This is a genomic window from Pseudomonas rosaeacicularis (genome assembly GCF_057128745.1).
The window spans coordinates 1-14,945 of the sequence record NZ_JBSKHT010000020.1 but is presented as its reverse complement, the minus strand read 5'-3'; the positions used below and the strand labels follow the sequence as shown (position 1 = coordinate 14,945).

The following is a 14,945-nucleotide window of genomic DNA, read 5'->3' as shown; positions in this document are numbered from 1 at the left end:
TGAGTGATGGATGCAAATCCTGTTGGAGCGAGGCTTACCCGCGAAGGCCTTGACGCCAATCCTGAGAACAAACCCACAAACCCAAGGTCTACTCGCTCGCCGCGCGCCACGTTGCACGTTCCGGTGCTATAACTTCCCCCTTGTCTTAACTGCCGCCAATGAGTGCCTCATGCTTAACAAAGGATTGTTCCTGGCCTGCGCGCTGGTACTGCTTAGTGCCTGTGATTCATCTACCTCCGACAAACCCGTCACGCCGGCGGCGCCTGTTGCCCCTCCGGCCGCGGCGGTCGAGACAAGCAAACCCAAACCTGCCCTTGACCTTGCCGCGCTGAGCCAGCGATACGCCGGGCGTGAATTGACTGTGGTAGACGTCTCGGAAGTCCAGCTCGACGGCGCCAGTACGCTGTCGCTGAGCTTTTCCGTGCCGCTGGACCCCGAGCAGAAATTCGCTGAGAAGGTCCACTTGGTCGACAGCACCGCTGGCAAAGTTGATGGCGCCTGGGAGCTGTCTGACAACCTCATGGAGCTGCGCCTGCGTCACCTGGAGCCCAAGCGCAAAATGGTGCTCACCGTTGACCCTGGCCTGGTGGCAGTCAACAAAAACACCCTGGCCGCCGAATATTCCGCGCGTCTGGAGACGGCGGACTTGCAAGCCACCGTCGGTTTTGCCAGTCGCGGCAGTCTGCTCCCTACGCGCCTTGCTGAAGGCCTGCCGGTGATCGCGCTGAACGTCGATAAGGTTGATGTCGAATTCTTCCGCATCAAGCCGGAATCACTGCCGACCTTCCTCAGCTCATGGGAAGGCTCGTCCAGCCTGCAAAGCTACGAGTCCAAAGAATTGCTGCCCATGGCCGATCTGGTCTATGGCGGCCGCTTCGATCTGAACCCTGCGCGCAACACCCGGGAAACCGTCTTGCTGCCGATCTCCGGCCTCAAGCAACTGCAACAGCCGGGCGTGTATCTCGCCGTGATGCGTGCTTCTGGCACGTACAACTATTCGCAGCCTGCAACCCTGTTCACCCTCAGCGACATTGGCCTGTCGGTGCACCGTTATGCCAATCGGCTGGACGTGTTCACTCAGGCGCTCGAAGGCGGCAAAGCGCTGAACGGCATCGACCTGGAGCTTTACGACGACAAAGGCCGCGTGGTCGGCCAAGGCAAAACGGATAACGCAGGTCACGCCGAACTGCCGCTGCCGGCCAAAGCCGAAGTGTTGTTGGCGCATCAGGGCGAGCAAACCAGTCTGTTGCGCCTGAACAGCTCAGCGCTGGACTTGGCCGAATTCGATATCACAGGCCCTAAAGAGCACTTCCTGCAGTTCTTTATCTTTGGCCCGCGTGACCTCTATCGTCCGGGCGAAGTGGTGCTGCTCAACGGCCTGTTGCGCGACCGCGACGGTAAAGCGGTCAAGCCGCAACCGATCACGGTTGAAGTGCGGCGCCCGGATGAGCAGGTCAGTCGCAAGTTCGTGTGGGAAGCCGACGACACCGCGCTGTACCAATATCAATTGCAACTGTCGGACGAAGCGCCGACCGGCCGCTGGCAGTTGGTGTTCGATCTGGGCGATGGCAAGCCGCAGTTGTACGAATTCCAGGTCGAAGACTTCTTGCCCGAGCGCATGGCCCTCGAACTCAAGGGCAGTGATGCACCGATTGCCCCGGACGCCTCGTTCGATGTCGATATCAACGGTCGCTACCTCTACGGCGCGCCGGCGTCGGGCAATCGCCTGACCGGCCAGCTTTACGTGCGACCGCTGCGCGAAGCGGTGCCGGGTCTGCCGGGTTATCAGTTTGGTTCGGTCAGCGAAGAAGAGCTGAGCCAGGATCTGGAAATTGAAGACAGCACACTCGACGCCAACGGCGGGCTTGAGCTGAATATCGACAGCCAGTGGGCGAAGGCAAAATCGCCGTTGCAACTGATTCTGCAGGCCAGTTTGCAGGAGTCGGGCGGTCGTCCGATCACTCGTCGCCTGATTCAGCCGGTATGGCCGGCCGAGCGATTGCCGGGCCTGCGCGGGCTGTTCGACGGTGAAGCTACCGACGGCGACGGGCCTGTGGAATTCGAATTGCTGATGGCCGATAAAGATGGCCACAAGCTCGCCGCGGAGAACCTTAAAGTACGGCTGATACGCGAGCGCCGCGACTACTACTGGAGCTATTCGGACAACGACGGCTGGAGCAATCACTACAACGAAAAATTCCTTAATCTGAGCGAAGAAACCGTCAGCGTCAAAAAGGACTCGACCACCAAAATCAGCTTCCCGGTGGAATGGGGCCCGTACCGGGTCGAGGTCGAAGACCCGGGCACCGGGCTGATCAGCAGCGTGCGTTTCTGGGCCGGTTATCGCTGGCAGGACAACGCCGAAGGCGGCGCGGTGAGACCCGATCAGGTCAAGCTGGCGCTGGATAAACCGGCTTATGCCGATGGCGACACCGCCAAAGTGACCGTCACGCCGCCATCTGCGGGCAAGGGTTATCTGCTGGTTGAGTCCAGCGAAGGGCCGTTGTGGTGGCAGGAAATTGATGTGCCGGCCGAAGGCAAAACGTTCGATATCCCGCTGGACAAAAACTGGGCGCGGCATGACTTGTACGTCAGCGCGCTGGTGATCCGGCCGGGCGAGCGCAAGGCCAATGTCACACCCAAACGCGCCGTCGGCGTGCTGCATTTGCCGCTGGACCGGTCGCAACGCAAGCTGGCGTTGACTGTGACAGCACCGGAAAAAATGCGTCCCAAGCAGCCCCTGAAACTGAAGGTCAACGCAAAGAATGCTGACGGCTCTGTGCCCAAGAACGTGCATGTACTGGTGGCCGCAGTGGACGTTGGCATTCTCAATATCACCGAATACAAAACCCCGGACCCGTTCGCCAGCCTGTTTGGTCGCAAAGCCTACGGCGCCGATCAGCTGGACATTTACGGGCAGTTGATCGAAGCCGGGCGCAATCGTCTGGCAAGCCTGGCCTTCGGTGGCGACGCGGCACTGGCCAAAGGCGGCAAGCGTCCGCAAACCAGCGTGACCATCGTGGCGCTGCAAAGCGCGCCGGTCACGCTCAACGAGCAGGGCGATGGCGAAGTCAGCGTTGATATTCCGGACTTCAACGGCGAACTGCGCATCATGGCCCAAGCCTGGACTGACGAGCGCTACGGCATGGCCGAAGCGAAAACCGTGGTCGCCGCGCCGTTGATTGCCGAGTTGTCGGCGCCGCGTTTCCTGGCCGGTGGTGATCAGACCAAAGTGGCGCTTGACCTCTCAAATCTGTCGGGCAAGGCGCAGAAACTCAGCGTGCGGCTCAGCGCCGAAGGGCAGTTGAGTCTGGCCAACGGTGACGAGAGCAAGTCGATCCAACTGGCCCAAGGCCAACGCACCACGTTGCAGATTCCGGTGCGGGCGCAAGGCGGCTTCGGTCAAGGTCGCATCAAAGTGACGGTGCAGGGCCTGGACCTGCCCGGCGAAACGTTGCCGCCGTTCAGCCGCGAGTGGACGATTGGCGTGCGGCCTGCGTATCCGGCGATGCTCAAGCAGTATCGTGCGGTGTTGAAGGATCAAATCTGGACACTGCCGGAGGGTGCGCTCGAGGCTTTCGAGCCGGCGGGGCGCGAGGCGTTGCTCTCGGTGTCGAGCCGTCCGCCGCTGAACTTGGGCGAGCAGATTCGTGCGCTGAAAGCCTATCCCTACGGCTGCCTCGAACAAACGGCCAGCGGCTTGTATCCATCGCTGTATGCCGATGCCGCCGTGCTCAAGCGCCTCGGGTTGGAAGGCGAGCCGGACGCCGTGCGCAAACGCAAGATTGAGCTGGGTATCGAGCGGCTGCTGGGCATGCAGCGCTACAACGGCAGCTTCGGTTTGTGGGGCGCCGATGGCGAGGAAGAGTACTGGCTGACGGCTTACGTCACCGACTTCCTGCTGCGGGCGCGCGATCAGGGTTTCGCGGTGCCGCCGGATGCGCTGAAGAAAGCCAACGAGCGGCTGCTGCGTTATCTGCAAGAGCGCAATCAGATCGAGGTCAATTACAGCGAAAATGCCGAGCACACGCGCTTTGCCGTTCAGGCTTACGCGGGGCTGGTGTTGGCCCGCAGTCAGCAGGCGCCACTGGGGGCGCTGCGCAGTCTGTTTGATCGACGGACCGACGCGCGCTCTGGTTTGCCGTTGATTCAGCTGTCCATCGCGCTGGAAAAAATGGGCGACAAACCTCGTGCCGAACAGGCGCTGATGGCGGGTCTGGCGGCCAAGCGCAAGGCTGATGACTGGCTGGCCGATTACGGCAGTCCGTTGCGCGATCAGGCATTGATTCTTTCGCTGCTCGAAGAAAACAAACTGGCAAGCGACAAGGTCGAGGAGCGGCTGTTTGCGCTGTCCGATCAAGTGGCGGCCAGTCGTTATCTGTCGACTCAGGAGCGCAATTCGCTGTTCATGGCGGGGCGTGATTTGTTGGGCAAACCTGAGGCGAAGTGGGCGGCGACCTTGATGAGTGGCACGCAGAATCGCGAGCTGGGTAATGATCAGCCGGGCGTGAAACTCGACAGCTCAGTGCTGGCTTCGCCGCTGACGGTGCAGAACACCGGCGGCGAGACCTTGTATCAGCAGATGACGATTTCAGGTTATCCGGTGCAGGCGCCTGCGCCGGGCGGTGAAAATCTGAGCATCCGTCGTGATTATCTGGGCATGGACGGCGAGCCGCTGAACCTCAATGCGCTGAAGAGCGGCGAGCTGGTGTTGGTGCACTTGCAGGTCAAATCCAAGGAGCGCGTGCCCGATGCGCTGGTGGTGGACTTGCTGCCGGCAGGCCTTGAGATCGAAAACCAGAACCTGGCGCAAAGTGCGGCCAGCCTGGAAGACGCCAGCGAATCAGTGAAGCAGTGGCGGCAGTCGATGGAAAATGCCGGCCTCAAGCACCAAGAGTTTCGCGATGACCGCTACGTGGCGGCGATTGATTTGCAGGGGTTCAATACGGTGGACTTGCTGTACTTGGCCCGCGCCGTGACGCCCGGCACTTACCGCGTGCCGCCGCCGCAGGTGGAGTCAATGTATCGGCCGAACTGGCAAGCCCTGGGTGAGACGCCGACGCAGTTGGTGGTGAAGGGGAAATAGCCCGCGGATGATGATAGTGCCAGCGTGATTCTGTAGGGGCCAACTTGTTGGCGAGGGCTGGACGCGGGGTATCAGGTACGCCGCCTCGCGAACAAGTTCGCTCCTATAGGGGACGCGGAGCGTCCCGGGCGGCATTCCCACGCGGAGCGTGGGAACGATCATCAATCAACCGGATATCAATGAATAATCCAGCTCAACAACCACAGGCCCAAAAACAACCAGATGATGCCCATGATGATCGAAGCACGCATGAAGGCGCGGACTGCTGAGTACAGCAACATCAGGCCGATGACCAACGCGACGATGCTGATCAGCGAAGTGTCCATGCCCAGGGTGCGTGACATCCCATCGACGAAGTTGCCGCCCGCGTGAGTGAACAGATTGAACAACCAGCTCAGCCCATCGACGATGAAGCGAATCACCGCACCCAGTACCTGGCCAAGCCATTCAAAAACGCTTTCTACCTGCATATCTGCTTCCTGATGAAGATCGTGGAACAAACGGACTGTTCGCTTTGGCTGCCACGGGCATGGCCAAGTTCCGTGCAGCATAAAGGCTCTTTGGCATGAGACGTGGATTTCTTCACGTTCTCCGGCGTCTGGGGGAGGGTGCCAGGCGCAATGTTGGGTGCAAAGCAGCTTGGTGGGAGGGAGCTTGCTCGCGATGCGTTCAAACAGGCACCACCGGTGGACCAGATGCTGCGCAATCGCGAGCAAGCTCACTCCTACAGTATTCGCGCCCGCCGCGACGTTCATACCGTCTTCTTGGCTGGTTTCTGAGTAGCGTCCTAGCCTTGATCTTGGTTTTATGGCTCGCCGACCGAATCTGGCCGTTGCCGTTGCCCAAGGATGACCTCGCCCGAGTAGTGTTGGCCGAAGACGGTACGCCGCTGTGGCGTTTTGCTGATGCCAACGGTGTGTGGCGTTATCCGGTCTCGTTGAATCAGGTATCGCCTTATTACCTTGAAGCGCTGCTGACTTACGAAGACCGCTGGTTTTATCAGCATCCCGGCGTGAACCCCATGGCGTTGCTGCGCGCCACTTGGCAGAACCTCAGCGGCGGGCACGTGGTATCAGGCGGCAGCACCTTGTCGATGCAGGTGGCGCGATTGCTCGAACCCCACTCGCGCACGGTCCCCGGCAAATTGCGCCAGCTGTGGCGTACGGCGCAGCTGGAATGGCACCTGTCGAAAGAGGACATCCTTGGGCTCTACCTCAACCGCGCGCCGTTTGGAGGCACGTTACAAGGCGTGGCCGCTGCCAGTTGGGCGTATTTGGGCAAATCGCCGCAGCAACTGACTCGTGCCGACGCAGCGCTTTTGGCGGTACTGCCACAAGCGCCCAGCCGATTGCGCCCGGATCGTCATCCGCAGCGTGCGCAAATCGCCCGGGACAAGGTGCTCCGGCGTCTGGCTGAATTCAACGTCTGGCCGCAACAGGCGGTCAACGAGGCGCTGGAAGAACCTCTGCTGCTGGCGCCCAGGCAAGAACCGACGCTGGCGCCCCTGTTGGCGCGGCGTCTGAATCGCCCCAGCAGTCCGCCGCTGATCCGCACCACTGTCGATGCTGGGCTGCAACGGCGTCTCGAGGATTTACTGCTGAATTGGCGCGCGCGCCTTCCCGAGCGCACCTCGGCGGCGATTCTGGTGGTCGAAGCGCAGAACATGGCCACTCGCGCGTACGTCGGTTCGGTGGACATCGGCGATGCCCGACGCTTTGGGCATGTCGATATGGTCAGTGCCCTGCGTTCGCCGGGTTCTACGCTCAAGCCGTTTTTGTACGGCAATGCTATCGACGCCGGATTGATTCATTCCGAATCGCTGCTGCAAGACGTGCCGCGCCGATATGGCGATTACCGGCCGGGAAACTTTTCATCGGGATTCAACGGCGCGGTGTCGGCCAGTTCCGCGCTGTCGATGTCACTCAATTTGCCGGCGGTGCAACTGCTGGAAGCCTACGGGCCGAAACGCTTCGCCGCTGAGTTGCGCAACGCCGGTGTGCCACTGACCTTGCCGCCGCTGGCCGAACCGAATCTTGCCCTGATCCTGGGCGGGGCGGGCAGTCGGCTGGAAGATCTGGTGGGCGGCTATGCAGCGTTCGCACGGGCAGGCCGAAGCGCCGAGATTCGCCTGCAACCGGAGGATCGTCTGCGCGATCACGCGATGATGTCGCCGGGCGCGGCGTGGATTATTCGGCGGATTCTCAGCGGTCAGTCGCGGCCTGATCTGGACCCCCACGCCGAGTTGGTGCAGCGCCCGCAACTGGCGTGGAAGACCGGCACCAGTTACGGCTTTCGTGATGCGTGGTCGATTGGCGTCGGGCCGAGGTTTTTGATCGGCGTATGGATCGGGCGCCCGGACGGCACGCCGGTGCCGGGGCAGTTTGGGCTGGCATCTGCCGCGCCACTGATGTTGCAAGTGCACGACCTGCTGGTGAACCGCGATGCTCAGCGCAATATCGTAGCGGCCGTGCAACCGGTGCCGCTGGATGTTGGCGTCGCGGCGATCTGCTGGCCGCTGGGCCAACCGATGAACAAAAGCGATCCCAATTGTCGGCGTCAGCGTTTTGCCTGGACGCTGGACGGCACCACGCCCCCGACGCTGCAGGCCACCGATCAGCCGCTCGGGTTGGGTTTGCTGGAGAAGATTTGGGTCAACGAGCAGGGTTTACGAGTGGGGGCCAATTGCCCCGGCGCGCAGGCTCAAGACGTCGCGTTATGGCCCGCGCCGCTTGAGCCTTGGCTGCCTCGGGCTGAGCGGCGAGAGGCGCGCTTGCCTGAGATCGACCCGCGCTGTCCGCCGCAAACTCTTGGGCTGGCGGCGCCGCTGTCGATTGTCGGCGTGCGCGAGGGCGATCAATTGCGTTTGCCTACTGGAAGTCAGCAACTGCTGCGGCTCAATCTGTCGGCGTTGGGGGGAAGTGGTCGGCGTTGGTGGTTCATTGATGGCGCGCCGGTGGGCGATACCGCCAATCAGGCCAACTACGTCCACACGTTCACACGGCTTGGGCGCTACCAACTGAGCGTGCTCGACGAAAGCGGCCAGACCGCGCGGGTGGAGTTCAGTGTGGTGGATTGAAATCACCCGGACATTCTGTAGGAGCGAATTCATTCGCGAGGGGCCGGTATAACGACACATCTATGTCGGCTGTTACAAACTCTCGCGAATAAATTCGCTCCTACAGAAATGGGGTGATCAATCAATGCGGAGGGTATTGCTGGAGGATTTTGGCGATGGTCTGGCGCAACGCTAATTCTCTGGCGGCCGGGTTGGCGGATTTGTCGTTTACGACCTGTTCGGTGCTGCCTCGCCAGACCAACTTGCCGTCCTTGCCATCGAGCATGTCGATCTGCAACGTCGAGACCTTGTAATCAACGCTACGGGTTTCGGTGCCCATTGGGGCGCCCCAATACCCGCCCCACGGATTGCCCCAGTAACCGCCGACACCGTAACTGGTGCTGAGCAACTGCTGCTTGTCTTCCACAATCAACCAGGCCTGCACTTGCACATCGGCTTTGATCCCCGAAGCGGCCATGCGCAACCCGCGTTGCTCAAGCTGCTCAGCAACCGATTGCCGGATGCGCTGCTCGGTCAGGTCGCTTTTGATGCGCGGGTCATTAGGCTGGTATTGCAGGCCAGGTTCTTTCCAGGCCCAGGTTCGATAAGCACCGAAGTCCCGCTGAGCGTCGAAATCCCGATTGACGCGGTCTGTCTGGCAGGCGCTCAGCAATACGGCAAAACACATTACGGCAAGGCAGCGAAACATGGTGGCTCTCCAAAACGATTACGAAGGAGGATAGGCGGTCAGGGCGCTTTGCACCGCCTGACGCAACGCTTTGGCGCGGTCCGACTGATCGCCGCCGCTGCCGGTTTCCGCGCTGGCACTCCAGACGGGCTGACCGCTGCGGCCGTCGAACAGACTGATTTGTACCACGACGACCTGGACCTGATAGGTGCGCACAATAGGCACGCTGGCGTATCCGCCATAGCCGTTGCGATATCCGTTGTAGTACCCGCCGCCCACGCCGCCATAGTAGGGGTCGTAGTAATCATCGCGCTCCTGGCGGATGCGAGTCTCGGTTCGGGTGCTGGCCGCCACGCGCAGATCCGCCGATTGCGGGTTTGACGACGGCCGAAGCCCGCGCTGATCCAATCCATTGCTCACCGCTTCGGCGACCTGAGCCGAATCTGCCCAAGCGGTGCCAGGTGGCAGCTGACCGTTGAGCCACGTCCAGTTGCGATAACGGCTGTAGTCACGCGTCGGCGCAGGGTAGGCGCTCATGTCCAGCGTGTTGGCGGCACCAGGCGGCGCAGCAGGCATCGGTGCGGAACTGGCGACATAAGGGTTGTTGCTCTGGCAGGCGGTGATGCTCAGACAGAGCGTCAGCAAAGCGAGGCGGCGTTTCATGAGGGTCTCCGCGAGTGGCCATGTCTAACAAATCAATTTTCTTGGCGCCCCAAGTGTGTGGCGAACTCGATTCCGTGGGAGCGGACCTGTCCGCGAAAGCGTCGGCACATTCGCCATCTTCGGTGCCTGACGCCACGCGTTCGTGGACAGGTCCGCTCCCACAGGTTTGGGGCTGTTCCTACCGTGGTCGGCACATCCAGTGCAGATAACGTCCCAGTCCGGCAAAGGCCGGGTGGCGGCGGTGGGCCAATTCCATTTCCAGCAGGTCAGCCAGTTCAGCTTTGGCCTGAAACTCGATCGGCATGTAATCGTGAAAAACCCGGACGCCACTTTGGGTTTCGACTCGCCAGAGTGCTTCAAGTTGCGCCGCTAATTCGCGGGGATCAAGGGGCGTTTGCGGGGTCAGGCTTTGTTTTTCACCGGCCATCGTATTGCGGCGCATTTTGCGGAAATGACCCTTGAGCAGGTTTCGGTAAATCAGTGCATCGCGGTTGTAAAACGCCAGAGACAGCCAGCCATCGTCCTCGGTCAATTGACGCAAAACCGGCAGAATCGTGAACGGTTCTTCCAGCCATTCAAGCACCGCGTGACAGATCACCAGGTCATAGCGCTCGGTCAGGATGTCGGGCAACGCCTGCCATGGCGCCTGAATGAAAGTGGCGGTCTGTCCGGCCTCGGCGAACCGCTGGCGGGCGCCTTCAAGCATTGACTCGGCGGGTTCGGCCAGCGTCACGTGATGCCCGCGCTCGGCGAGCCACAACGACATGTGTCCCAGCCCCGCGCCGATATCCAGCACGCGCAGCGGTCGATCCGGAAGGCTTTCGGTCAGATCGGCCTGCAACACCGCCAGACGAATCGCACCCTTGGCGCCGCCGTAGATTTTCTCAGCGAAACGCGTCGCCAACAGGTCAAAATGCCGGTCACTCATTTGCTGAACCTGCGTTCGCTGTCAGCCAGTTTGGCAGTGACCACTTCGTTCATGTCCAAGCCCAGTTCGCTGCACATCAGCAGTAGATACAGAACAATGTCGCCCACTTCTTGACCCGCGTGTGCCAGCTCATCGGCGGGCAGTTGGCGGGACTGGTCTTCGGTTTTCCACTGGAAGATTTCTACCAGCTCGGCCATCTCCACGCTGGCGGCCATGGCCAGGTTTTTTGGGCTGTGGAATTGGCGCCAATCGTTGTTATCGCGGATGCGGTGCAGGCGTTGGGTGAGTTCGTCGAGGTTCATGGGCGTCTCCTGAAGGTGCGTAGCTTCAGGGGGATGCGGGGCGGAAGCAAGCGGACATGAGGCCGGAAGGTGACACGGTCGTTGTAGGAGTGAGCTTGCTCGCAATGGCGTTTGATCATTCAGCTCTGTGTCGTCTGATCTGACGCCATCGCGAGCAAGCTCACTCCTACAGGTTGGTGCACTGTCAGCGGGGTTTCGGCGTTACTCACTGGCCGGCTGCCAACTCCCCACCATATGCACAATCCCGTCCTTGCCTTCGAGTTTCAACTGACCATGCGAACCCGCTGCACTGGCCGACAGCGTGACTTCACTGGGCAAGCGCACTGGCTTTTGAAACTCGACCGTGATGTCGACGTTGGAGTCCGGCAGATGGTCATCCAGCGCCGCCAGCGTGCGGCTTTCGATCCACAGCCCATGAGCGATGGCTGTTGGGAAACCGAACAGTTTTGCGCTGACATCGCTCAGGTGAATCGGGTTGTAGTCGCCGCTGACCTTCGCGTACTGACGACCAATGTCCGACGGCGCGTACCAGGTCGCGAGTTCACTCATTGCCATCGGTGCCGGCTCGGCGCTGCTTCCGACGTCCCCTTCAAGCTGCACGCCGCGACAGAGCATCGTGCTTTCTTCTTCCCACAACAGGCCCAATGCGTCTTCGATCTGCGTGATGAGACTGAATGTCGCGCCTTTGGCATGGGGCTTAAGATTATCGACACGCACACTGACCTGCGCCTTGATCACCCCACCCAGCGGACGACGAATGCTGATGCGATTGGCCAGATGCACCAGACCCAGCAGTGGGAAAGGGAAGTCCTTATCTGTCAGCAGTTTCATTTGCAGCGGGAAGGCCAGGACGTGCGGGTAGGTAGGAGGCAGCAGACTGCTGGTGACGAAACCGCACGCTTTGCGGAAGGCCGACACCTTGTCCGGGTCCACTGACACCCAGCAGCGCAGGCCTTGCTCGGGCAAATGAGACCCCGTGACCTTGCGCCGCAACGCCGCTTGCATGAACAGGCCAGGCAATGCCGGTGGGGTGTCCAGATAACGCCAATGTGCGGTCATTGCGGTTCTCCTGTTGTTGGCTGAGTCGCGGTGTGTCAGAGGCGCGCTTCGCAGCGTCATGTTGCTCATCAGCCATCAAACATCAGCATCATCACCATTCTGGTGGGAGGGAGCTTGCTCGCGATTAAGCCTGTACATCAACGCATCGTCTGGGTGCCGACCATCGAATCGCGAGCAAGCTCCCTCCCACAGACTCAAATTTGCTCCGCGGCATAGCAGCTTGCTGCAACGCTGCAATCACGCGCCGATGACGCTTTGTCCGCATACGCGCAGCACTTGCCCGCTGACTGCGCCGCTGCCCGGTTGACTGAGCCAGGCCACGGCTTCCGCCACATCCTGAGGCAATCCGCCTTGGCCCAGTGAACTCAGGCGACGACCCGCTTCGCGTATGGCGAACGGCATGTCGGCAGTCATTTTGGTTTCGATGAAGCCCGGCGCGACGGCGTTGATGGTGATGCCGCGCTCTTTCAACGAGGGCGCCATGGCGCGTGCGAAACCGATCAGACCGGCTTTGCTGGTCGTGTAATTAGTCTGCCCGCGATTACCCGCCAGGCCGCTGATCGATGCCATCAGAATCACGCGTGCATCGTCATGCAGTGCGCCGCTGTCGAGCAGCGCCTGAGTCAACACTTGCGGGGCGCCGAGATTGACGTTGAGCACCGAATCCCACAAATCAGCGGTCATGTTGGCCAAGGTTTTGTCGCGGGTGATACCGGCGTTGTGCACCAAGATGTCGAGCCCGCCCGGTACGTGTTCGCTCAATTGCGCGGCAGCATCAGGCGCGCAGATGTCCAGCACCAAAGCCTGGCCGCCAAGTCGGGCGGCAAGCGCTTCCAGATCGGATTTGGCTTGCGGCACATCCAGCAGCACGACCTGCGCGCCGTCCCGGGCGAGGGTTTCGGCGATAGAGGCGCCAATCCCGCGTGCGGCGCCGGTGACCAACGCCTTGCGCCCTGCAAGTGGGCGGCTCCAGTCCTGGACGGTATCGCCATAAGGGCTCAGGCGAATGACCTGGCCGCAAATGTAAGCGCTCTTGGGCGACAGGAAAAACCGCAGCGCGCCCTCCAGTTGAGGCTCGGCACCGTCGTCGATCTGTAGCAACTGGGCGGTGGCGCCGTTGCGCAACTCCTTGGCCAATGAGCGAGTGAAGCCTTCGATCGCCTGTTGCGTACTGGCTGACAACGGATCGCTCAGTGTCGCTGGCGCTTTGCCGAGGATGACGACATGCGCGCTGGCATCCAGGCTGCGCAGGATCGGCTGAAAGAAGGCGCGCAGTTGCGACAACTGCTCGGTTCGCGTCAGGTCGCTGGCGTCGAACACCACCGCTTTGAGTTTCGGACCCTGACCTTCCACCCAGGGATTGTCGCCCGGCACGTCTCCACCAAAGCTGAACAACAGATCGGTCACGCGCGGCGCAAACCCACGCACCTGATCGGCCAGCGGCCCCGGGCTGATCAACAACGAACCTTCGACCGGACGCAGACGCCCCGCCTGCCAACGTTCCAGCCTTGCTGGCGCCGGTAGCCCGACCGCTCCAACCAGTCGGCGGCCGATGTCCGAATTGGCGAAGTCAATGTAGCGATCAGATGCCATGGAACACTCTCCTCGAGTCGGGGTTCAAATCAGTGGACCACAGGGGGTGGCAATAAGTCCTACGCTGTCCGCTATGCATTCCTATAAGACCTTTGCCTTTCACCCAAGGGAGATTTCGATGAATCAGCCTCGCCGCGTCGCCATCATCGGCGGTAATCGCATCCCGTTCGCCCGCTCCAATGGCCCGTACGCCACGGCCAGCAATCAAGACATGCTGACCGCCGCGCTCGAAGGCTTGATCGAGCGTTTCAATCTGCACGGGCTGCGCATTGGGGAAGTGGCGGCGGGGGCCGTGCTCAAACATTCTCGGGATTTCAACCTGACGCGCGAATGCGTGCTCGGCTCGCGGCTGTCGCCACAAACTCCAGCGTATGACATCCAGCAGGCGTGCGGCACGGGGCTGGAGGCGGCGTTATTGGTGGCCAATAAAATTGCATTGGGCCAGATCGAGTGCGGCATTGCGGGAGGTGTCGACACCACCTCTGACGCGCCGATTGGGGTCAACGAAGATCTGCGGCACATCCTGCTGCAGGTCAATCGCAGCAAAACGCCCGCCGACAAGATGAAAGCGCTTCTGCAGTTACGCCCGCACAACCTCAAGCCTGAACTGCCGCGCAACGGCGAGCCGCGCACGGGCTTGTCCATGGGCCAGCACTGCGAGTTGATGGCGCAGACTTGGCAGATTCCCCGTGAAGCGCAAGATCAGCTTGCACTGGAAAGTCACCAGAAGATGGCCGCCGCTTACGCTGAGGGCTGGCATGACGACCTGCTGACCCCTTATCGCGGGCTGACGCGGGACAACAACCTGCGTGCCGATGCGAATCTGGAAAAACTGGCGTCACTCAAGCCCGCCTATGAACGCAGCGCCAAGGGCACGCTGACTGCCGGTAACTCGACGCCGCTGACGGACGGCGCCTCCTTAGTGCTGCTGGCGAGCGAAGAGTGGGCGCGAGAGCGTAGTTTGCCGGTGCTGGCTTATTTGCGTGACGGTGAGGCGGCGGCAGTGGATTTCGTGCACGGTGCCGAAGGTCTGCTGATGGCCCCGGTCTACGCAGTACCACGCTTGCTGGCGCGCAACGGGTTGACCCTGCAGGATTTCGATTACTACGAGATTCACGAGGCGTTCGCCGCGCAAGTGTTATGCACGTTGAAGGCTTGGGAAGATCCGGAATACTGCAAAACCCGGCTCGGGCTTGATGCGCCGCTGGGTTCGATTGATCGCAGCAAGCTCAACGTCAAGGGCAGCTCGTTGGCGGCCGGACACCCGTTTGCCGCCACTGGCGGGCGCATCGTCGCCAATCTGGCGAAACTGCTGAGCGTTGCGGGGCAGGGGCGAGGATTGATCTCGATCTGCGCGGCGGGCGGGCAGGGGGTTACAGCGATCATTGAGCGCTGAGCTTTATTACCCGTTGGAGGCTTGCCCGCGAAGCTCACGACGCGGTGTTTCTGCACGATCAACGTTCTGATTCTGGCCGAAGGCCGTAGGAGCGTGGCTGTAGTGGTCCAGTTTTTTTGGACCATCACGTAGGAGTATTAGGCCGCCAGCTTTTCGAAAACAGCAGGCGGCAGGT

Annotated in this window: 9 protein-coding genes and 1 pseudogene; 3 read left to right on the top strand and 7 right to left on the bottom strand. The window is 61.1% G+C overall.

The window, feature by feature from the left end; all coding sequences use genetic code 11:
• Positions 1–169 precede the first annotated feature (169 nt).
• Positions 170–5,086 (top strand): alpha-2-macroglobulin family protein, encoded by a 4,917-nt coding sequence (locus ACWKWM_RS23855; RefSeq protein WP_483848509.1) that lies wholly within the window; start codon positions 170–172, stop codon positions 5,084–5,086.
• Between the two features lie 176 nt (positions 5,087–5,262).
• Here ACWKWM_RS23855 and ACWKWM_RS23850 read toward each other — a convergent pair whose 3' ends face one another.
• Entirely contained in the window at positions 5,263–5,556 is a 294-nt protein-coding gene (locus ACWKWM_RS23850; RefSeq protein WP_483848508.1) for a hypothetical protein, read from the bottom strand.
• 299 nt (positions 5,557–5,855) lie between these two features.
• On the opposite strand from ACWKWM_RS23850, the pseudogene pbpC reads away from it, so the two are divergent.
• Positions 5,856–8,162: pseudogene (gene pbpC, locus ACWKWM_RS23845) on the top strand (peptidoglycan glycosyltransferase PbpC); the annotation flags it as partial.
• A 121-nt stretch (positions 8,163–8,283) separates the two neighbouring features.
• Here the strand turns inward: pbpC and ACWKWM_RS23840 are convergent.
• From ACWKWM_RS23840 to ACWKWM_RS23815, 6 genes are all read right to left on the bottom strand, one after another.
• The gene (locus tag ACWKWM_RS23840; RefSeq protein WP_483848507.1) at positions 8,284–8,850 is read right to left on the bottom strand and encodes a DUF4136 domain-containing protein; all 567 of its coding nucleotides are present in this window, start codon (positions 8,848–8,850) and stop codon (positions 8,284–8,286) included.
• Positions 8,851–8,868: 18 nt separating this feature from the next.
• A complete protein-coding gene (locus ACWKWM_RS23835; protein ID WP_483848506.1) occupies positions 8,869–9,492 on the bottom strand; it encodes a DUF4136 domain-containing protein in 624 nt (207 codons plus the stop codon).
• Between the two features lie 178 nt (positions 9,493–9,670).
• On the bottom strand, positions 9,671–10,420 hold the full coding sequence (locus ACWKWM_RS23830) for a methyltransferase domain-containing protein (RefSeq protein ID WP_483848505.1): 750 nt from the start codon (positions 10,418–10,420) through the stop codon (positions 9,671–9,673).
• Entirely contained in the window at positions 10,417–10,722 is a 306-nt protein-coding gene (locus tag ACWKWM_RS23825; protein ID WP_483848504.1) for a nucleotide pyrophosphohydrolase, read from the bottom strand. Before ACWKWM_RS23825 ends, ACWKWM_RS23830 begins: the two co-directional genes overlap by 4 nt.
• Before the next feature lie 201 nt (positions 10,723–10,923).
• Positions 10,924–11,781, bottom strand: coding sequence for a MaoC family dehydratase (locus ACWKWM_RS23820; RefSeq protein WP_483848503.1), 858 nt, complete (start codon positions 11,779–11,781; stop codon positions 10,924–10,926).
• A 237-nt stretch (positions 11,782–12,018) separates the two neighbouring features.
• Positions 12,019–13,374 (bottom strand): 3-oxoacyl-ACP reductase, encoded by a 1,356-nt coding sequence (locus ACWKWM_RS23815; protein WP_483848502.1) that lies wholly within the window; start codon positions 13,372–13,374, stop codon positions 12,019–12,021.
• A 118-nt stretch (positions 13,375–13,492) separates the two neighbouring features.
• Between ACWKWM_RS23815 and ACWKWM_RS23810 the strand changes: the two genes are divergently transcribed.
• On the top strand, positions 13,493–14,770 hold the full coding sequence (locus ACWKWM_RS23810; RefSeq protein WP_483848501.1) for an acetyl-CoA C-acetyltransferase: 1,278 nt from the start codon (positions 13,493–13,495) through the stop codon (positions 14,768–14,770).
• Positions 14,771–14,945 lie beyond the last annotated feature (175 nt).